The organism is Enterococcus sp. E4-150 (genome assembly GCF_035726465.1).
Classification (GTDB): domain Bacteria; phylum Bacillota; class Bacilli; order Lactobacillales; family Enterococcaceae; genus Enterococcus_B; species Enterococcus_B faecium.
On the sequence record NZ_JAPRGK010000011.1, the window covers coordinates 43,825 to 65,247 of the forward strand.

Consider the following 21,423-nt stretch of genomic DNA (forward strand, 5'->3'; position numbering starts at 1 on the left):
AGTGAATAAAACTGTATCACTATTTAACCGTCTTCATTAATAAATTATCATGGATTTATGAGAAATACAAGCTAAAAGCACAAATTTTCACGATGAAAGGAAATTATGCCAATCCGCATATTAACAGCATTAGTGAATAAAATCACAATAAGGAAAGCGTTTTATATTTCATCTGCATTTTTTCTATTTTCTAATCAAACTTACAACCATCTGTTTCTATTTAGAAACGTTGGTGTTATACAGTTTTGTTGCAAATATTTATTTTATTTACACATCGTGAACGGACGTACAAATAATGGTTTTTTCTTAGTTTCTTTATATCGTATTCTTTTTCCGAAAAAAAAGAAACAGCTTGAAATTTAAATCCAAGCTGTTATATTCTTTAATCTATTTACTTTGTGAAATTATTCTGTTAACCACTTTTCTAGAATTTTCATCTTTGAATAAAACAACGGTATTTGGTTTTCATCCAGCCTACTGTAATTGATTCTGATTCCATTTATATCTTGCCCAAAAAGTAGACTTGGTGCAATTCCAAGACCCATATCTACTACTTTTTCTGCTAGTTCGGGGTCTAGTTTTTTCCCATCCCAAGTAATCCAGGCATAGTAACCACCTAAAATTGAATGAAGCTTGAAAAACGATTGTGAATCTCCCCAAGCGCTTATCAGTCGGCTTTTTTCTTTCAACTTTTTTCTTACATCTTGCATTTTCAAATCAATTGCTTCATTAAATACATTAGCCACTGTGATTTGTGTAAGGATATTCATCGAAAACTCCATCATTTCTTGCGCTTGAGCTAGTTGCGAGATAAAAGTCTCAGGTCCTATCACCCAACCGATTTTCGTTGTTTTTCCTAAAACCCTAGATAACGAACCGACGTATAACACATTATCCGGATCAATCGTTCGTATAGGAAGGACTTCTTCTTGGTTTAGAAATGAAAGATCCGTAAATACATCGTCTTCAATAATTGGAAGCCGATACTGTCGACACAATTCTACTAGCTTTTCTCGTCGTTTTTGACTCATCACTTTTCCTGTAGGGTTTTGAAAATTCGGGTTGATAAGCACTGCTTTCAATTTATTTTTATGGATCGATTCTTTCAGTTTTTCTAAGTCGATCCCTTCTTCATCCATCGGTATCCCAAATAAACGCGTTCCTGAAGCTTTGAAAAGAGGTAATCGGTAAAAAAAAGAAGGTGACTCTACAGCTATCCCCTCTCCAGCTGAAAGAATCGTTTGTAAAATCAAAAAGATTGCTTGCTGACCGCCACCAGTCACAAGAAGCTGGTTGGGGGAAAATGCCAATTCAAATTTACTTTCCAAATACCGTTTGATTTTGTTACGTAACGGAGTATAGCCTAAAAGATCCATTTCTTTTTCTTCCGCTAAGATTTCTTCAAGAGAATAAGAAGGAAACTCAAAATTCGGCAAAAGCTCATCTGGCATCTCGCTAGCGTATAAATCAAGAAACGATGTTTTTTGGATCTGCTTTGCTTCTCTTATTTTTTGCTCATACCAGTCCGTCTGCTCATAACGAGGAGAGATCATTTGCCGCCAATCGATTCTTGGAACAGCGAATTTCCCCCATTCAGTCTGATTAACAAACCATCCGCTGCCACGTTTGCTCGTTAGTACCCCAAGCTCCCTAAGCTCTTCCAATGCATGAACAACGGTGGAACGATTCACACCAAAAAGTTGCCCTAGTTTTCGTTCTGATTCAAGTTGACTTCCAGGATTGATCCTTCCGTTTTCGATTTCTCTCATAATCTGTTCCATGATTTGACGATAAATCGGTCCTTGTTTTTTCTCTACTTTTTCCCACATAAGCTTCTCTTTTCTATTGTCTATTTTTTCTTTTGATTTTACCGAATTTACGAGAAAAAAGAAAAACTTTTTTTGCAAAACATAAGGGACTGTGACAAAAGTCTTATCACAGTCCCTTATTCTGAATAATGATGTTCAAAAGCTTGTATCTGCGATAATAAGTCCAGCCAAACAAAACATATAAAGAACTATTTTTGTTTGGCTGTTCTTATTACTTAATGCAGGACAACTTTTTCACAACATCCTAATATTTTATTTATTTTTTAGATTGTGTCTCCATTAAAAATCGAATTTTTCACGATGACATAGTCAACTTTTCGAATGGCTTTCAGATCTCTTCCTCCAGCATAAGAAATAGATGATTGAAGGTCTTGTTGCATTTCCACTAGTGTATCTTTCAAAGATCCTTTATGCTGGATCCAGATTTTCTTTCCTTCAACATTTCGTTTTTCGCCTTTTTGGAATTCTGAAGCAGAACCAAAGTATTCTTTATACACGATTCCATTTTCGACTTTTGTTTCGCCAGGAGATTCCTCGTGACCGGCAAACAATGAACCAATCATGACCATTGTCGCACCAAAACGGACAGATTTTGCAATATCGCCATGTGTTCTGATCCCACCGTCAGCGATGATCGGCTTGCGAGCTGCTTTCGCACACCATCTAAGAGCTGCCAGTTGCCAGCCTCCAGTCCCAAAGCCTGTCTTGATTTTTGTAATACATACTTTTCCTGGACCAATCCCTACTTTTGTTGCATCTGCGCCCGCATTTTCCAATTCACGGACGGCTTCCGGTGTACCAACATTACCGGCAATCACAAAAGTTTCAGGCAAATATTTTTTAATATGCTGAATCATATCAATAACTGAGTTAGCATGTCCATGTGCGATGTCGATAGTGATATAATCAGGATTTAGCGATTCTTCTGCCAACTTCTCTATAAAGGAATATTCCTCTTTCTTGACGCCAACACTGATTGAGGTAATCAATCCACGCTTTTTCATTTTTTTGATAAACGGAATTCGAGTTGCTTCATCAAACCGATGCATGATATAGAAATAACCATTTTCCGCTAAGAATTCTGCGATTGTTTCATCAATAATCGTCTGCATGTTGGCAGGCACTACTGGCATTTTGAATGTATGTTTACCTAATGTGACCGTTGTATCACATTCAGAACGGCTATTTACGATACATTTATTAGGAATTAATTGAATATCTTCGTAATCAAATACTTTCATTACATTATCCTCCTGATGTTCACATCCAGCAAAACACGAACATTATTAATTTAATCAAGGCTTTTTTTAGCGCCCTATGTAATTTAACTCAATTAAGCGAAAAAATCAAGAGAAAAAAAGACAAATTACACGAATAATAAAAAAACAAATATTATTTTTAACTTACTTTAACAAAGTGACAAATGTTCGCTTTTAGCGAAAAAAAGACTGTGACAAATATCTTGTCACAGTCTTTTTTCTGAATAACCGACGTTCTCCTACGTTGTTCGTTTTTTCTTATTATACAAGTCTAACACAACGGCTAAAAGCAAGATCAATCCTTTGATTGCCTGCTGCCAGTCTACCCCGACGCCTAAAATCGACATGCCATTGTTCAATACACCCATGACCAAGCCACCGACAATCGCACCCATGATTGTTCCAATGCCGCCGGAAGTCGAAGCACCACCAAAATATACTGCCGCCATTGCATCCAGTTCCATCGATGTACCTGCTTGAGGTGTTGCCGCATTCAATCGAGCAGCTAAAACTAATCCAGCTAAAGCTGCCATGACTCCCATGTTGACGAAGACCCAGAACGTGATTCGCTTTGTTTTGATCCCTGATAGTTCAGCCGCTTTTCGATTTCCGCCCGTCGCATAAATCTGTCGACCTGCTACTGTTTTATTTGTCAAAAACCCATATGCTGCAACGATCAAACCAAGAATGATCAAAATAATCGGATACCCTTGATAAGAGGCAAAGATATAAGTTATTCCTAGTACAACGACTGCTGTAAATACCGCCTTTACCAAGAAAGCTGCTGGAGATTCCACTTCAAATAAATGATTTTTCCGACGATTTCTTGTTCGCCATTGTCCAACAACTAACACGATGGTGATGATCATTCCTAAAATCAATGTCAAGAAGTGAAGGTTGCTTCCTTTGCTTAAGTCTGGTAAATAACCCGTAGACATTTTTTGAAAAACAGCTGGAAAAGGTGCTAGAGATTGACCGCCTAGAACAACTTGTGTCAGTCCACGAAACATCAGCAATCCTGCTAAAGTCACGATAAACGCCGGTATCCCAGCATAAGCTACCCAAAAACCTTGCCATGCGCCGATCAGCCCGCCTACTGCAAGACAAGCGATGACTGTCACCCACGGGTTCATTTGGCGATTGACCATCATCATGCCCGCAATTGCACCAACAAACGCCATCACTGACCCTACCGACAAATCCACATGACCTAAGAGCACAACTAATAACATCCCTGCAGCTAGTACTAATATATGACTATTTTGCAAAACAAGGTTAGTTATATTCAACGGACGCCAGAAAATACCATTCGTCATCAATTGAAACGCAATAAGTAGTCCCGCTAAAATGATCACCATGCTGTAGCGACCAAAAAGATCAGCTGCTCTACTTTTCAAATTTAGTTTTTTCTCTTTTTTATCCGTAAGATTTTTTGCTTGTTCCAACTTAACCCACCTCTTCTTTCGTCATTAATTTCATCAAGACTTCCTGATCTGCCTCTTCTCGCGAGACTTCTCCTGTAATACGTCCTTCGTTCATCGTATAGATTCGATCACACATCCCTAATATTTCAGGAAGTTCAGAAGAGATAAGACAGACAGCTTTGCCATTTGCTGCCATTTCTTCGATAATCGTGTAGATCTCATATTTTGCCCCAACATCTATCCCACGGGTTGGCTCATCCAAAAAAAGAATATCGGGTTGTGTCATCAGCCACTTGGATAAAACGACTTTTTGTTGATTCCCACCACTAAGACTACTGACAATTTGATGGATGGAGTTTGTTTTTATACGCATCTTTTTCCGGAAATTTTCTGCCTCAGTTACTTCTTTTTCTTTATCTAATACTCCTTTTTGACTTATTTTATCCAAACTGCTCAGCGTCACGTTTTCCCGAATATCCATCAGCAGATTCAGTCCTAAAGATTTTCGGTCCTCCGAGACATAAGCGAGTCCGTTTGCAATGGCTGAAGGAACGGTCTTAACTGATATCTCTGCCCCTTCCTTTAATATACGTCCGGATATCTTGCTTCCATAAGAATGTCCAAATAGACTCATAGCGAATTCAGTTCTGCCCGCTCCCATCAGTCCAGCTATTCCTACAATCTCTCCTTTTTTCAAATGCAAGTTGATGTGGTCATTTATGATTCGCTCATGATCAAGAGGGTGATAGACCGTCCAGTCTTCTACTTTAAAATAAACTTCTCCAATATCCGGTTTTCTTTCAGGATAACGATCAACTAAATCTCTGCCCACCATCCCGCGAATAATATGCTCTTCGCTGATCATTTCATTTTCTAGTGTCTCAATCGTCTGTCCATCCCGTAAAATGGTGATTCGATCTGCGATATCCACGATTTCATTCAGCTTATGTGAAATAATGATGGAGGTTACACCTTGCTCTTTCAACTCTCGGATCAATCTCAGCAAATTCGCGCTTTCTTCTTCATTCAATGCAGCAGTAGGCTCATCCAAAATCAACAGACGGACGGATTTTGATAATGCTTTAGCTATTTCAACTAATTGCTGTTGCCCTACGCCAATCTGGGATACTAGAAGATTCGGGTCGATAGACAAACCGACTTTATTCAGCAGTTCATACGTTTTCTTTTCTGTCAGTTCCCAATCAATCACGCCTCTTTCTGCTTGTTCATTTCCGAGAAAAATATTCTCTTTTATTGAAAGATAAGGACTTAGTGCTAATTCTTGATGAATGATGACGATGCCTTTTTCTTCACTATCTTTCAAATCTTTGAATTGACACAGCTTTCCATCATAAAAGATTTCCCCGTCATAGGAGCCATATGGATACAAGCCGCTCAAGACATTCATCAATGTTGATTTTCCCGCTCCGTTTTCTCCGCACAATGCATGGATTTCCCCACGTTCAATCATCAGATTCACGCAATCTAACGCTCGGATTCCAGAAAATTTTTTGGTGATATCTGCCATTTTTAAAATACAATCCGCCATAATTTTTATCCTCTCTCTGACTTAGATCTCTTTAGTTCCTTGTTTGGTTCCTCTTAATTTTTCAGATCGGATTCTTTATAATAATCGGTGTCGATCAGCTCTGCTTGATAATTATCTTTATCGACAGATACTGTATTTGCTAAATACGCAGGGACAGTTTTCACCCCATTATCATAAGTTTCAGTATCATTGACCGGAACCTCTTCTCCATCACTGATTGCTTTGATCATTTCAATCGTATTTTTTGCTAAGATACGTGTGTCTTTAAAGATCGTTTGTGTTTGTTCCCCGGCAATGATCGATTTAACGCCAGCAACTGTCGCATCTTGTCCAGTAATCACAGGTAAAGGTTTACTTTCACTCCCATACCCCACGCCTTTTAATGACGAAATGATCCCTAAACTTATTGGATCATATGGCGACAAAACAGCATCCAATGTTTGGTCAGTATAATTTGCGCTTAACAGATTATCCATCCTTGCTTGCGCCGTAGAACCATCCCAGCGAAGCGTAGCGATTTGACTGAAACTCGTCTGTCCAGATGGCACGACCAACTGACCGTTGTCCATATATGGTTGTAAAACAGACATCACTCCGTTGTAATTAATTAGTGCATTGTTGTCGTCAGGCGAGCCACCAAATAATTCAATCGTGAATGGTCCTTTTCCTTCTTTCAATCCTAAGTGCTCTTCAATATAAGCTGCTTGCGATACACCTACTCCAAAATTATCAAAAGTCGCGTAATAATCGACATTTTCTGAATTCATCAGTAAACGATCATAGGCGATCACCTTGATATCTGCTTCTTTTGCTTTAGCTAACACATCAGTTAAAGCCGAACCATCGATAGAAGCAATCACAAGTGTATCTACCCCTTTTGTAATCATATTTTCGATTTGTGCTACTTGATTTTCTACTTTATCTTCTCCATATTGAAGATCTGTTTTATAACCCAGTTTTTCTAATTCCGAGACCATGTTGTTCCCATCAGCGATCCATCTTTCTGCTGATTTGGTCGGCATAGCGATTCCTACATACCCCGTACTATCATCTGCAGATCCTGAATTGCCACACGCACTTAATAGAATGCTTGCGGTCAAAATAGCGATACTCCCAAGAATCTTTCTAAATTTGTTTTTCATTTTTTATCCCCCATTCCGATTGATACACCGAGTATAGCTAATAAAGAAAGCGTTAACATTGATTTTTTTATGGGATTTACTTTAAATTTTTTAGGTGTACTTTTTTTGTCTTGGATTTTTTTAAGTTTCTTGGATTTTTTTCGATTGATTCCTTTTGACTTTGATTTTCCCTTTTATCTGATAAGATAGTACTAACAAATCCAGATGGAGTGATCTAAAGTGAAACGTGTTTTATTTTTTTTAGCCCTTATTGTAATCGCTTACCAAATGATAGGGTGTACACCTAGTACAAAGGAAGCACCTGACCCACTAGTCGTTGGTTTTTCGCAATCAGGAACGGAGAGTAGCTGGCGGAAAAAGCATACTGAATCAATTATCACTGCGCTTGAAAAAGAAGATTACCAAGTTCTCTACCGAAATGGTTACATGAATCAGGAACGGCAAATCCAAGATATACGGACGTTCATTGCCTATAAAGTAGATATGATCATTTTTACTCCTTTGCAAGAATCCGGGTGGGACTCTGTATTAAAAGAAGCCAAGCGAGCAGGGATCCCTGTCATACTTGTCGACAGACATATTCAAACGAATGATCCCGAGCTTTTCGTCACCCACATCGGTCCCAGTTTCAAAGCAGAAGGAAATCGGGCGGGTTTATTTGTCAGCAATCACTTCACAAATTCAAAGAAACAGGAAATCAGAATCCTAGAACTTGCTGGTTCAGAGAACTCCACACCGACCAAGCTACGCTCCGAAGGATTTTTGGAATCAATCAATCGTAAACCAACCCTAAAAAAAGATGGAACCATCGACCATAAACCTCCGATGACTATTGTTCACCGAATTGTCGGTGATTTTATTCGGATGAAAGGAAAAGACCAGATGAAACGATATTTAGAAACAAATGATTTATCCGAAATCGATGTATTATACAGCCATAGTGATGAAATGACTCACGGTGCTTTAGCTGCGATAAAAGAAACATCAATCAAACCTGGAGAAGATTTGATCATTGTAACGATTGATGGACAAGAAGATATGATCGAGAAGCTACGCTCAGGAATCGTCAATTGCGTAGTCGAGTGTAAACCTGATGTCGGCTGGTATGTAGCCAATACCGTTACTCGTTATTTTGGAAATCTTCAAACAGGAAAAACATTACCTAAAGATATTTTTATTTCCGAGACTGTCTTTTCCCAACAGAATATGACTAATATTCCAACCAGAAATTATTGACTGGAGAAGTATCATGACGAAAAGTTTAAGCATAAAACAGATTTTTGCCCAAGCAAACAAAGCCATGCTTCTATTTGCTGTTATCCCTTTGCTACTGAGCATATTGTTATATTCGCAACAGCTTTTGATTTATCAACAGACGATCGCAAATATTCAAAAAGCGGATGCAATTGCTTTAAAGGTTGACCAGAGAGTTTTGGAAAGTATGTGGGACCTGATTTCTGGCCAAGTAAGCGTGGATGAGTTTAAAAAAGAAAATATCCTAGAAGAACTTAGAAATGATATTCGACAGATCAAAAGTAATACGAATACGCTTAAAGAAATCAGTACGTTAGATGTGTCTTTGCGTACGATCGATACACTGGAAGATTATCAAAACGAGCTGATCAATAATATCTTGGCAAAAGATTTTATGGATACCAATGAAGAGATCATCAATCAGGTAGATTCTGTCACTCAACTGCTGTCAGATATCTTACAAGATTTTGTTCGTGTGGAGATCGACTTAGCAAGCAAAAAAAATACGACACTTGTCCGCTCGCTCATTCTATTAACAATAGTGGAACTTGGAGTTCTTAGTACCATTTTTTTCTATGCGAAAAAGAATCGTCGCTTTTTAGAGAGAAAGGTCCAAGAACCGATCAATCAGCTGATCGAGATGTCAGAACAACTTTCTTCAGGGAACCTTGGCTTTCGTTTAACCCTGCCGGAAACACTGGAATTACAAACACTTACCGCTAGCATGAATAAAATGGCGGAAGATCTAAACCAGTCTTTACGGGAGAACGCTTTGAAACAATACCATTTAGCACAAAGTGAAGTTCGTGTATTGCAAGCTCAGATTACTCCCCATTTTATTTATAACAGTTTGGATGCCATTATTTCTTTGATCGAACAAGACTGCTTTGAAGAAGCTCTGACTATGACCCATGCACTTTCCGGCTTTTTTCGTACGTCTTTAAGCAAAGGACAAGACTGGATTCCTCTTGAAAAAGAAATTAGCCATATCAATGATTATCTAGTCATCTTAAAAATAAGATACGGCCATATGCTTGACTATAAGATCGATATACCAGAAACACTTTTTCCTGTTTCTATTTTAAAAATGATCTTGCAGCCATTGATTGAAAATGCTGTATACCATGGAACGAAGTACGTCCGTCACAAAGGATTTATTCGTATTACCGCATGCAAAATTGATGAGATGATCCAATTCAAAGTTATAGACAACGGGATTGGCATCCCTGCAGAAAAACTGGCAGAAATACGTAAAGAGTTAGCCAAAGGGATCGATTCAGATTTCAGTATCGGCTACGGACTTTACAACGTAAACAAGCGTCTCCTTCTTTATTACGGAAATGATCAAAAACCTATCACGATTGACAGCAAATACCGAGAAGGAACAACTGTCACACTGATGATCCCTCTATCTCCCAAAACAATTGGAGGAAACAAACATGTATAAAGTTTTTATCATCGAAGACGAATACCTCATTCGCAATAACTTGCGGGAACAAATAACTGTCCTTGGTTCTTATTATCCAATCACTTATGTCGGGGAAGCTGGAGATGGTGAGATGGCACTGTCTTCGATTATCGACTTACAGCCCGATATCATTCTGACTGATATCCAAATGCCATTCATGGACGGTTTGACTTTTTCAAAAGAAGCAAGGAAACTGCTTCCTTGGACTCGCCTCATATTTATTAGCGGATTCGACGATTTCGATTATATGAAAGGAGCAATCCAGGTACAGGCAGATGATTATCTGCTTAAACCGATTAAAAGTAACGAATTGAAACAAGCAATAGAAAAAGCAGTAACTGCTTTAGATTTGCAGCAAAAAGAAACGCACACTTCTTCTGATCTTGTTTTCGAATTGAAAAAAAATCATTTCTTGAACGGTTTGTTCAAAGGCTCACTTACGATCAGTGAAACATTGAAACTTGCTGAATCTTTCAATCGCTCTTTAGCAGGGAAAAAAATGACCGTATTATTAGCAGCAAACCAAGTCAGTACAGACTTTGAAGATTACGCTCATCTCAGTGATTATTTGAAGTTTTTATTTAGGGAGAATCAACAAGTGATCTTCTCTGCTGTTTCCTCTCGATTCATCAAATATTTAATAGTTGATTCTCTTGAAGAAAATGTGATCGAGACCAGTTATCAGGTAGCCCAAACGTTGGTCCATGAATTAGAAAAGGGACAAAAAAATAATTTTTCTGTCGCCATTGGTCCTGTCGCAGAAAGAATCAGCGAATTACCTGCATCTTTTGAGATCACGCAGATGATACTTGAAACCGCCAGTTCCATTAAAGATCAAATTATCAGCTATGAGGATTTGATTCAAGAAGCGAAACTTCCAGTTGATTCTGTCTTTTACTTTGATCTCTCACTTGATTTGTCTTCATTATCGAAAAACGAAGTATCCAAGTACATCGAACACTTGACGAAACCACAAGGCACACCAACTCGAACACGATTATATCGTTTATTTGTCTTGACTAAGCTACTCCAGCATGTCTGCCTGAAAGAAAAGGAAATCCCGCAAGAAATGGTTCACTGCACATCCACCAGTCAACGCTTAGCAATCAGCGCCGACGACTCGCTTTACCGTTCGACAGTTTATATGTTCATTTCTTTCTTAACTGCTCTGCCCTCACAGCCTTCAAGGAACAAATATCAGCCAATTTTGAACCATGCATTGGATTTTATCAAAGAAAATTTTACCGATCCAGATATGTCCTTAACTTGGGTCGCTCAACAAGTTGCATTAAGTCCCTCTCATTTCAGTACGATTTTTTCTCAATCGTTTAACCAAACATTCATCGATTATCTGACAGAACAAAGAATCGAATTAGCAAAAAAATTATTGCAGCAATCAGACTATCGTATCTCAGATATTGCTTTTGAAATTGGTTATAATGACCCTAACTATTTCAGTTATTTATTTAAGAAAAAACAAGGGATTTCTCCAAAAGAATATCGGACACAGCTTTTCCTTAAAAACAAAAATAACTAATAAACGAAATCCGTACAATGATACTCTTTCCATTTGCAATTAAAAAAGACAGAATATCTCGAAGCTGAAAACAGCTTTCAAGTTATTCTGTCTTTTTAATTTATAGCCCTTTTGACCTGCTTATGACAATCTTTAAGGTAAAATGTTTCCAGCAGCACGGTACAATTCGTACCAATCTTCCCGAGACATATTAATTTCTGAAGCTTGAGCGATTTCCTTGATTCGCCCTACGTTCATCGTACCGGCGATCACTTGCATATTGGCTGGATGGCGTAAAATCCAAGCAGAAGCCAAGCCAGTTGGTGTCGTTTGATATTTAGCTGCTAGTTCTTCTAATGTTTGGTTTAATTCAGGGAATTTTTCGTTCCCGATAAATACACCTTCAAAAAATCCATACTGGTATGGTGACCATGCTTGGATCGTCATATCATACAATCGGGAATAATCAAGTACACTACCGTCATGATCGATACTTGCTTCATCTGTCATATTGACATGAATCCCTTGATCGATCATTCCAGTATGTTTCAAGCCAAATTGCAGCTGATTAGCTACTAATGGTTGACGAACATATTTTTTCAGCAATTCGATTTGCATTGGTTTTTGATTGCTGACGCCAAAATAACGAACTTTTCCTGACCGTTCCAATTCATCAAACGCTTCAGCTACTTCCTCTGGTTCTACCAATGTATCTGGACGATGAAGAAGTAAAGCATCCACATAATCCATTTTCAGACGGGTCAAACTTTTTTCCACAGATTCAATGATATGTTTTTTAGAAAAATCAAACATCACACCTGGAACGATTCCACATTTTGTTTGAATAAAAAGATCTTCTCGTTTGATTGATGTTTTTGCTAGAGCATCTGCAAAGATTTCTTCACATTCATCGTTTCCATAAATATCTGCATGGTCAAAAAAATCAATGCCGTTTTCATAAGCTGTCTCAATCACTTTTACTGGATCTTCCGCATTGTTGATACGCATACAGCCTAAGATCACTGCAGCTACTTTCTGATCAGAAGTACCTAATTGAATTTTTTTCATCTGAACTCCTCCTTATTTATATACACAACAAAAGTGTACCACACTCTTTATGAAAAGGCTTCACTAAAATCGGCGCTTCCGACTATATTTGTTGTATTTTTTTATAAATGGAAGCAGCTGATTTACTTCACGACCAGTTCGCTATTGGCAGCTTTTTCTCCAATATCTGTACGATAAAATGTTCCATCTGTCGTTTTATCCATTAACGCGGTGTAGATTTTTTCCTGTGCTTCTTTGATCGTCTCACCGTATGCTTCTACTAAATAAAGACGTCCTCCTGCTCCAACTAATTTGCCGTTATTTGAGGAAACTCCAGCATAGTAAACAGAAAGCTCTTCTTCCGGAAAATCTGGTAGAACCATTCCTGTCTCATATTCTTCGGGGTAACCGGCAGCTGCAACCACAACGCCTACATTGTATCCTTCTTGCTGCCACTTTAACTCTACTGCACGATTCTCTAATAAATCATCGATTACTTGCGCAAAGTCACTCTTCAACCGAGAAAGAACGACTTGCGTTTCAGGATCACCGAAACGCGCATTGAATTCGATCACTTTTGGTCCTTCCTTCGTAGCAATCAAACCCGCATATAAAACACCCGTGAAAGAGCGTCCTAGTTCTTTCATTCCCAAAGCCGCTGGTTTTAAAACTTCTTCCACAGCTTTTTCAATCATCTTTTTTGGAATTTGCGGTACTGGTGAATAAGCACCCATTCCGCCTGTATTTGGCCCTTTATCGTTATCAAATGCCCGCTTATGATCTTGCGAAATGACCATCGGATACACCTTGGTATCACGGACAAACGCCAAAAGGGAGAATTCTTCTCCTGCCAAAAACTCTTCTACGACGATTTTTTTGCTGCTATCCCCAAATCGATGCTGGTTCAACATTTGTTCTGCCGCATCCAGCGCTTCCTTCACTGTGGTAGCCACGACTACACCTTTCCCAGCTGCTAAACCGTCCGCTTTCACTACGATTGGCGCACCATTTTCTTTGATATACGCTGCTGCTTTTTCGTAACATTCAAAACTTCTGGATTTAGCTGTCGGGATTTGATAAGTATCCATTAATTGTTTAGCAAAACTTTTCGAACCTTCGATCAGAGCTGCTGCTTTTGTCGGACCGAAGATTTTCAATCCTTCCGCCATAAAATCATCGACGATCCCATTTAACAAAGGAACTTCAGGACCAACGATACTCCAATCAATAGCCTCTTTCTTAACAAAATGGATTAACGCTGAATGATCTTGTTCACTGATAGCGACACAATTGATGCCATCCTTTGCCATTCCAGGATTTCCTGGCGCACAATACACCGTATCCACCTTCGGACTGGCTAAAAGTTTTTTACTTATTGCATGTTCACGACCACCTGCACCGATCACCAAAATGTTCATTTATCCGACTCCTCTCTAATGTCTAAAATGCCGAACATCAGTAAAGACCATTGCTAGATCATATTTATTCGCCATATCGATAGAATCTTGGTCTTTGATGCTTCCTCCTGGCTGAATGATTGCTTTTATACCATGTTTGGCTGCATATTCAACCGAATCATCCATTGGAAAATAAGCATCGCTAGCTAAAACTGCACCTTCCATTTTCTCTTGCGCTTGTTCAATCGCGATTTTTACTGAACCGACGCGATTCATCTGTCCGGCTCCAATTCCTACTGTCTGATGTTCATTTGCCAGCACGATCGCATTAGATTTCACATGTTTGACAGCTTTCCAAGCAAACGCCAATGCTTTTGCTTCTGCTGGAGTCGGCTTACGTTTTGTCACGACTTTCCACTCTTCTTCATTTTCTATTGCCAGATCTTGATCTTGTACAAGAAGTCCACCTAAGACTGAGACCGTTTCTTCTCGATTTTGATTTACTTCCTGCGCAAAGTCTACTGTCAGTAATCGGATGTTTTTCTTTTTTTGCAGTAATTCCAAAGCTTCTTGTGTATAAGAAGGGGCAATGATGATTTCTAGAAACAGCTTATGCATCTGTTCTGCTGTTGGCAGATCTACTTCTCGATTCAAAACGATGATCCCACCAAAGATTGAAACAGGATCTGCTTCATACGCTGCTTCCCACGCTTCTAAAATCGTAGATGCTGTCCCAATACCACAAGGATTCATGTGTTTCAAGGCGACTACCGTTGGCTCGTCATATTCCTTCATGATCCGTAGCGCAGCATCTGCATCTCGGATATTATTATAAGAAAGTTCTTTCCCATGGAGTTGTTTTGCTGCTGCGATCGAATATTTTTCCAGAAGAGCGGACTGATAAAAGGCAGCGGCTTGATGGCTGTTTTCACCGTAACGAAGCGTTTGTTTTCGTTCATACGTAAGTGTCAATTTTTCCGGTTCTTTTTCTTCCACCCAATCCGTTAAGTATTGAGCGATCAGTGCATCATATGCCGCAGTATGACGAAAGACTTTTGCCGCTAGTTTTTGTCTGAAAGAAAGTGAAGTATGCCCATACTGACGTAATTCTGAAAGTACTTCTTCATAGTCAGATGGATCAACAACAGCGGTGACAAATTCATGGTTTTTTGCTGCACTACGGAGCATACTAGGTCCACCGATATCAATGTTTTCAATAGCTTCTGCTATTTCGACATCTGGTTTCATAATCGTTTCTTTGAAAGGATATAAATTAACACAAACAAAGTCGATTGGTTGGATATTTTCCGTTTCCATTGCCTCCATATGGCTAGGGAGATCGCGTCTTCCTAAAAGACCACCATGGATTTTAGGATGAAGTGTTTTGACACGGCCATCCATCATTTCAGGAAACCCTGTCACTTCTTCGATCGAAAGCGTTTTGATCCCAGCTTTATCCAACGCATGCTTTGTTCCTCCTGTTGAAATGATTTCTACTCCTTGTTCAATCAAACCTTGGGCAAATGCTACAATCCCAGTTTTATCTGATACACTGATCAATGCTCTTGTCATTTCAGATAGCCTCCATTTTCAATAATTTCACTAATCACTTCTGGATAGATTCGATGCTCTACTCTATGGATTTTTTCTTCTAAAGAATCGAACGTGTCCTCCTGTTCAATTCTCACTTTTTCCTGCCGGATGATTGGTCCGGTATCTATACCTTGGTCGATATAATGAATTGTGACACCCGTTTCTTTTACTCCAGCTTCAAATGCATCACGAATGCCATGCAAACCAGGGAATGCAGGTAAAAGAGATGGATGGATATTGATGATTCTTTTATCATAATTTTCCAGCAATACTGGTCCAATGATTCGCATGTATCCAGCTAATACAATCAAATCGATCTTTTTTTCTTTCAATTTATGCAAAATTGCTTCTTCATACTCTTTTTTTGAATCAAATTCTTTAGGTGAAAAACAATCTGCCGGTACACTCAACGCAGTTGCACGTTTCAAAACATATGCTTCAGGCTGATCACAAAACAACCAGTCAATCGAAGCTTCCAATCCTTTTTTCGATAGATAATCGGCTAGCGCTTGAAAGTTGCTTCCGTTTCCAGAAGCAAAAACAGCGATTCTCATCGTTCTTCTCCTGTAAACACCACACGATGTTTTTCTTTGGCGATCACTTTCCCGATTTCATAAACTTTTTCGCCAGCTTGCTCAATTTCGTGTACTATTTCTTTTACTTTCGATTCTTCGACTGCCAGGACCATACCGATGCCCATATTGAAGATTTCATACATCTCCATCTCAGGAATTTCACCATATTTTTGTAAACAGCCGAATATTGGAAGAATCGGCCATGAGCCAAGTTTGATTTGTGCAGCCATAGATTCTGGTAACATTCGCGGGATATTTTCTACAAACCCTCCACCAGTGATATGTGCAGCTCCTTTTATTTTCTTTTCTTTGATCAGCGGAAGCAAGGAAGAAACATAGATTTTCGTTGGCTCAAGCAATTCTTCGCCAAGTGCTTTTTTCAATTCTGGCAGTTTTGATGATAAAGAAAACTGCTGCTGCTCAAAGAAAATTTTGCGAACAAGAGAGTACCCATTTGAATGGATCCCGCTAGATGCTATTCCAAGCAACACATCTCCTGGGTTGATCGTTTCTCCTGTCAATAATTGAGATTTTTCAGCTATCCCTACAGCAAATCCGGCTAGATCATAATCATTACCTGAGTACATACCAGGCATTTCAGCTGTTTCTCCGCCAATCAGCGCCATATTTCCTTGAACACATCCATCTGCTACACCTTTTACTACATTTTCCAAACGTATCGGATCATTTTTCCCCGTTGCTAAGTAGTCTAAGAAATATAACGGCTCTGCGCCTTGTGCTAAGATATCATTGACACACATCGCTACGCAGTCGATCCCGATTGTATCGTGTTTGTCTGCTTCGATTGCCACTGCTAATTTCGTCCCCACACCATCGGTCCCCGAGACAAGGACTGGCTCTTTTAATTGAAAGACCGATAAATCAAAACAACCGCCGAATCCTCCTATAGCGCCCATCATACCTAAACGTTCCGTTTTTTTGACATGCTTCTTGATCCGTTCTACTACTTCATATCCAGCTTCGACATCTACGCCAGCTTTTGCGTATGCATTTGCCATTGAATTCATATACTCCCTTCTTGGTCTGCTTTTAAAAGAACGATACTTTTTCTTTTAGCGATTCCTGATACTTTTCTTCATAGTCATATAACGGCGTTGGATAATCTCCGTTGAAATAAGCCATACACAATCCTGAATACGGGCCATCCTTTTTCAGTCCAATCGATTCGATCAGACCCTCTTCACTTAAAAATCCTAAAGAATCTGCACCGATACATTCTTTGATTTCATCAATCGTGTGATTTGCCGCAATGAGTTCTTTACGCGTTTGAATATCAATCCCGTAAAAACATGGATATTTCAAAGGAGGAGAAGCAATCCTCACATGGACTTCTTTTGCTCCTGCTTCTTTCAAAAGATGGACGATCCGTCTGCTTGTCGTACCCCGAACAATTGAATCATCGACCATAATCACCTTTTTACCTTCCACCACTCCTCGTACAGCAGATAATTTCATTCGAACACCTTGCTCTCTTAGCTCAGGCGTTGGCTGGATAAATGTTCGGGCAATGTATTGATTTTTTACTAATCCGATTTCATAAGGGATTCCACTAGCTTCCGCATAACCGCTTGCGGCTGACAAAGAAGAATTAGGTACGCCGACGACCATATCTGCTTTTACTGGCGATTCTTTCGCTAAATTCCGTCCCATATTTTTCCGTGCAGTATGCACATTGATCCCTGCGATGTTTGAATCTGGTCTGGCAAAATAGATATATTCCATCGAACAAATAGAAAGCTGCGTGTCCTTCGTAAAGCAATCAATCTGGATTCCTTCGTCATTGATGATCACTATCTCTCCAGGCTGGACATCTCTTATAAAACGTGCCCCGATAACTTCTAATGCACAAGTTTCCGAGGCAATCACGTATGCTCCGTTTTTCATTTGTCCGATTGCTAATGGACGAAAACCATTTGGGTCCAAAGCGGCAATCATTGCCGTTTCTGTCATTAATAAATAGGCAAATCCACCTTTGACTTCATTTAAAGCACTTTTCAATTTATTTAAAAAATCTGTTTCTTCACTTCGTCGGATCAAATGCATCAATATCTCCGTATCGGAGTTAGAATGGAAGATCGCCCCATTTTCCTCTAACTCTTTTCTAAGTGAACGAGCATTGATCAAGTTGCCGTTATGCGCTAAGCCGATCGACTGATCATGAAATTTGAATAGAAAAGGCTGAATATTGTCCACACTTCCATTGCCTGCTGTTGCATAACGTACATGTCCGATTGCAGCTTCTCCTGTTAACTGCTGCAATTTTCTTTGATCTTTGAATACCTCAGAAAGCAGCCCCAGATCTCGATGACCCATAAGCTTTCCTCGATCATTGGACACGATGCCCGCACCTTCTTGTCCTCGATGCTGAAGACTATGGAGCCCGAAGTATGCCACACTAGCGGCATCCGGATGACCCCAAACGCCGAAGATCCCGCATTCTTCATTTAAACTCTTCACTTCATAAGACATACGATTGCATCCTCCCAGCACTTTCTTGCTACTGCAGTTTCTATTTTGATCTGACCGTCAGTTGCTGAAATTTCGATTATCGCTTCATCCGTCACCTTACCTGCTAAAACAGCAGAATCACCCATCATTTCTTCGAATCGTGTCTTATTTTCCGGTGCGACTGTCAACACAAATCTTGATTGAGTTTCTGCAAATAATTGAGCAGAGGACAATTCAAACTGTACAGATATCCCTAGCTGATGTTTGAAAGCTGATTCTGCCAGTGCAATTGCCAAGCCACCTTCTGAACAGTCATGAGCACTTTCAATCAATCCGTTTTGGATGGCTGTCAATACTAACTCTTGGTTTCTCTTTTCAATGGATATATCAAAGTTTCGGATCACACCTTCGATTCTTCCAAGCTGCATCTTTTGTAATTCACTGCCATCAAAATCTGCAAACGTCTTACCTAATATATAGATTAGATCCCCTGATTTTTTGAATTCCTGAGTAGTGATATGTTTATGATCCTCAATCAATCCGACCATACCAATCATTGGTGTTGGATAGATTGCTTGACCATCCGTTTCATTATATAAAGAAACATTTCCTGAAATAACAGGAGTTCCTAACGTTTCACACGCAGCAGCAATTCCGTCAGCTGAAGTCGATAATTCCCAAAAAACTTCTGGTTTATCAGGAGAACCATAGTTCAGGCAGTCGGTGATCGCCAAGGGCTTGCCACCGCTAGCAATAATATTTCTAGCAGCTTCTGCCACTGCTATTTGTCCTCCGATTTTTGGATCCAAATACAGATAGCGCGCGTTGCAGTCTGTGGTCATAGCTAACGCTTTATTCGTCCCTCTAACCCTCATCACAGCAGCATCGCTTCCTGGACGGACAACTGTATTGGTTTGTACTTGTGAATCATAAGTTTCATAGATTGAACGTTTCGAAGCAATCGTCGGTTGCTGCAGCAGATCAAGCAATACTTGTCCAGGTTCTTCGATAACTGGCTGATAAGGAGCTAACTGCTGAAATTCTGCGATTCGAGCTGGTTCTTTCATTTCTTTATGATAAACTGGTGCATCTTCAGCTAATGCATCGACTGGCAGATTTGCTACTTCTTCTCCTTGATGATATAGCCGATACTGCCCGTCGTCTGTTACTTTCCCGATAGTGACTGCATCTAGATCATACTTCTGAAATAGTTCTTGGATTTTTTCTTCCTCTCCTGATTTGACACAAATCAACATCCGTTCTTGTGATTCCGATAGCATCATTTCATAAGGCGTCATTCCAGTTTCTCTTTGTGGGACTTCATCTAATGTCAATATAAGTCCTGAACCAGCTTTTGAAGCCATTTCCGCACTAGATGAAACAAGTCCTGCTGCTCCCATATCCTGTATACCTATTAGAGAATCCGAATGATGCAAGATTAATTCCAAACACGCTTCAAGCAGCAGCTTTTCCATAAAAGGATCGCCTACTTGTACAGCAGAACGTTGCTGTTCTTCTTCTTGATTAAATTCTTCTGAGGCAAAAGTTGCTCCGTGGATACCGTCGCGACCTGTTTTTGCACCTACATACATGATCGAATTACCGACGCCAGCGGCTTGCCCTTTCTGGATATGTTTGTGTTCAATCAAACCTACGCACATTGCATTGACTAATGGGTTTCCTTCATAACAAGGATCAAATGCAATTTCGCCGCCTACAGTCGGTATGCCGATACAATTGCCGTATCCGCCGATACCTGCAACTACTTCTTCTAGTAAATATTTCGTTCTTGGATTATCTAATTCGCCGAACCTCAATGAATCTAGCAACGCAATTGGACGAGCCCCCATGCTGAAAATATCTCTGATGATTCCGCCAACTCCTGTCGCAGCTCCTTCATAAGGCTCCACGGCTGAAGGATGATTGTGACTTTCTGCTTTGAAGACAACTGCTAGTCCATCACCGATGTCGACGATGCCTGCGCCTTCTCCAGGGCCTTGCAACACATGAGGTCCACTAGTAGGAAATTTGCGTAGAACCGGTTTAGAATTTTTATAGGAACAATGTTCGCTCCACATAACAGAGAACAGTCCAGTTTCCGTATAATTAGGCATTCTTCCTAAGATATCTTCTTCGATCATTCGATATTCTTCATCAGTCAATCCCCATTCGGCATAGATTCTTTTTTTCTTGATCTCTTCAGCTGTCGGTTCTTTCAATGTTTTCATCTATACGGTCACCTTTCCGAAGTTTTTTAAAATGGAAGCAAAGAACCGTTTCCCATCTTCTGATCCTAGCAAGTCTTCTACTGCACGTTCTGGATGAGGCATCATTCCTAACACATTCCCTGCTTTGTTCGTAATCCCTGCAATGTTTTCCACGCTGCCGTTGATGTTGTCATTATAAGTAAAGGCAATCTGATTATTTTTTTTTAGTTCTTGAAGTGTTTCTTCGTCACAGAAATAATTTCCTTCCCCATGAGCAACTGGAAGATAGATTATTTCGTCGGCTTCATACTCTGAAGTAAAGGCCGTCTTGGGGTTGACTTCCAATGGTACAGTTTTGCAAATAAAATGCAAAGACTCATTTCGTCTCAGTACACCTGGCAAAAGTCCTGCTTCTGTCAATATCTGGAATCCATTGCATGTACCGAATACTGGTTTCCCTTCTTCAGCAAAACGAATCACTTCTTCCATGATTGTAGAAAACCGGGCAATCGCACCACATCTTAAATAGTCTCCATATGAGAATCCTCCTGGCAGTAAAACACCATCAAATCCTTCTAAAGAGGACTCATCATGCCGAACGAATTCGGCATCAGCACCCATGATCTCGCGAACTGCCCATAACATATCTGCGTCACAATTTGAACCTGGAAAAACGATGACCGCAAATTTCATG

At 39.7% G+C, this 21,423-nt stretch carries 17 protein-coding genes; 4 read left to right on the forward strand and 13 right to left on the reverse strand.

What is annotated here, in order from left to right; genetic code table 11:
- The first annotated feature begins 105 nt into the window (after positions 1-105).
- Complete coding sequence (locus tag OZ002_RS09925) at positions 106-363, forward strand: hypothetical protein (protein WP_016628355.1); 258 nt, start codon at positions 106-108, stop codon at positions 361-363.
- A gap of 41 nt (positions 364-404) precedes the next feature.
- Here OZ002_RS09925 and OZ002_RS09930 read toward each other — a convergent pair whose 3' ends face one another.
- From OZ002_RS09930 to chvE, 5 genes are all read right to left on the reverse strand, one after another.
- Positions 405-1,829: an aminotransferase-like domain-containing protein gene (locus tag OZ002_RS09930; RefSeq protein WP_002297114.1), complete on the reverse strand. Its 1,425-nt coding sequence runs from the start codon at positions 1,827-1,829 to the stop codon at positions 405-407.
- Positions 1,830-2,092: 263 nt separating this feature from the next.
- Complete coding sequence (guaC, locus tag OZ002_RS09935; RefSeq protein WP_325083223.1) at positions 2,093-3,070, reverse strand: GMP reductase; 978 nt, start codon at positions 3,068-3,070, stop codon at positions 2,093-2,095.
- 257 nt (positions 3,071-3,327) lie between these two features.
- Positions 3,328-4,533 (reverse strand): multiple monosaccharide ABC transporter permease, encoded by a 1,206-nt coding sequence (gene mmsB, locus OZ002_RS09940; protein ID WP_049142395.1) that lies wholly within the window; start codon positions 4,531-4,533, stop codon positions 3,328-3,330.
- A 1-nt stretch (position 4,534) separates the two neighbouring features.
- The gene (mmsA, locus tag OZ002_RS09945; RefSeq protein WP_002306850.1) at positions 4,535-6,061 is read right to left on the reverse strand and encodes a multiple monosaccharide ABC transporter ATP-binding protein; all 1,527 of its coding nucleotides are present in this window, start codon (positions 6,059-6,061) and stop codon (positions 4,535-4,537) included.
- Between the two features lie 53 nt (positions 6,062-6,114).
- Positions 6,115-7,203, reverse strand: a complete 1,089-nt coding sequence (gene chvE / locus OZ002_RS09950; protein ID WP_125179066.1) for a multiple monosaccharide ABC transporter substrate-binding protein — start codon at positions 7,201-7,203, stop codon at positions 6,115-6,117.
- 219 nt (positions 7,204-7,422) lie between these two features.
- Here chvE and OZ002_RS09955 point away from each other — a divergent pair, with 219 nt between their 5' ends.
- The 3 genes from OZ002_RS09955 to OZ002_RS09965 are packed head-to-tail and all read left to right on the forward strand — an operon-like array spanning position 7,423 to position 11,462.
- On the forward strand, positions 7,423-8,439 hold the full coding sequence (locus OZ002_RS09955; RefSeq protein ID WP_061605212.1) for an ABC transporter substrate-binding protein: 1,017 nt from the start codon (positions 7,423-7,425) through the stop codon (positions 8,437-8,439).
- 13 nt (positions 8,440-8,452) lie between these two features.
- Entirely contained in the window at positions 8,453-9,904 is a 1,452-nt protein-coding gene (locus OZ002_RS09960) for a sensor histidine kinase (protein ID WP_156249028.1), read from the forward strand.
- Positions 9,897-11,462, forward strand: coding sequence for a response regulator transcription factor (locus OZ002_RS09965; protein ID WP_049142393.1), 1,566 nt, complete (start codon positions 9,897-9,899; stop codon positions 11,460-11,462). The genes OZ002_RS09960 and OZ002_RS09965 overlap by 8 nt, the downstream gene beginning before the upstream one ends.
- Positions 11,463-11,594: 132 nt before the next feature.
- On the opposite strand, the gene OZ002_RS09970 is transcribed toward OZ002_RS09965, so the two are convergent.
- The 8 genes from OZ002_RS09970 to purQ form a co-directional block, all read right to left on the reverse strand.
- Positions 11,595-12,509 carry an aldo/keto reductase gene (locus tag OZ002_RS09970; RefSeq protein WP_325083229.1) on the reverse strand — a complete coding sequence of 305 codons (915 nt, stop codon included), beginning with the start codon at positions 12,507-12,509 and terminating at the stop codon, positions 11,595-11,597.
- Positions 12,510-12,631: 122 nt separating this feature from the next.
- Complete coding sequence (gene purD, locus OZ002_RS09975) at positions 12,632-13,906, reverse strand: phosphoribosylamine--glycine ligase (protein WP_125179069.1); 1,275 nt, start codon at positions 13,904-13,906, stop codon at positions 12,632-12,634.
- 15 nt (positions 13,907-13,921) lie between these two features.
- Complete coding sequence (gene purH / locus OZ002_RS09980; protein ID WP_156249030.1) at positions 13,922-15,457, reverse strand: bifunctional phosphoribosylaminoimidazolecarboxamide formyltransferase/IMP cyclohydrolase; 1,536 nt, start codon at positions 15,455-15,457, stop codon at positions 13,922-13,924.
- Positions 15,454-16,032, reverse strand: a complete 579-nt coding sequence (gene purN, locus OZ002_RS09985) for a phosphoribosylglycinamide formyltransferase (RefSeq protein ID WP_049142390.1) — start codon at positions 16,030-16,032, stop codon at positions 15,454-15,456. The genes purH and purN overlap by 4 nt, the downstream gene beginning before the upstream one ends.
- Positions 16,029-17,081: a phosphoribosylformylglycinamidine cyclo-ligase gene (gene purM / locus OZ002_RS09990; RefSeq protein WP_197081272.1), complete on the reverse strand. Its 1,053-nt coding sequence runs from the start codon at positions 17,079-17,081 to the stop codon at positions 16,029-16,031. The genes purN and purM overlap by 4 nt, the downstream gene beginning before the upstream one ends.
- A gap of 22 nt (positions 17,082-17,103) precedes the next feature.
- Positions 17,104-18,543: an amidophosphoribosyltransferase gene (gene purF, locus OZ002_RS09995; protein ID WP_002306860.1), complete on the reverse strand. Its 1,440-nt coding sequence runs from the start codon at positions 18,541-18,543 to the stop codon at positions 17,104-17,106.
- The gene (purL, locus tag OZ002_RS10000; RefSeq protein ID WP_049142388.1) at positions 18,528-20,750 is read right to left on the reverse strand and encodes a phosphoribosylformylglycinamidine synthase subunit PurL; all 2,223 of its coding nucleotides are present in this window, start codon (positions 20,748-20,750) and stop codon (positions 18,528-18,530) included. The genes purF and purL overlap by 16 nt, the downstream gene beginning before the upstream one ends.
- Complete coding sequence (gene purQ / locus OZ002_RS10005) at positions 20,751-21,422, reverse strand: phosphoribosylformylglycinamidine synthase subunit PurQ (RefSeq protein WP_002331835.1); 672 nt, start codon at positions 21,420-21,422, stop codon at positions 20,751-20,753.
- Position 21,423: the final 1 nt, after the last annotated feature.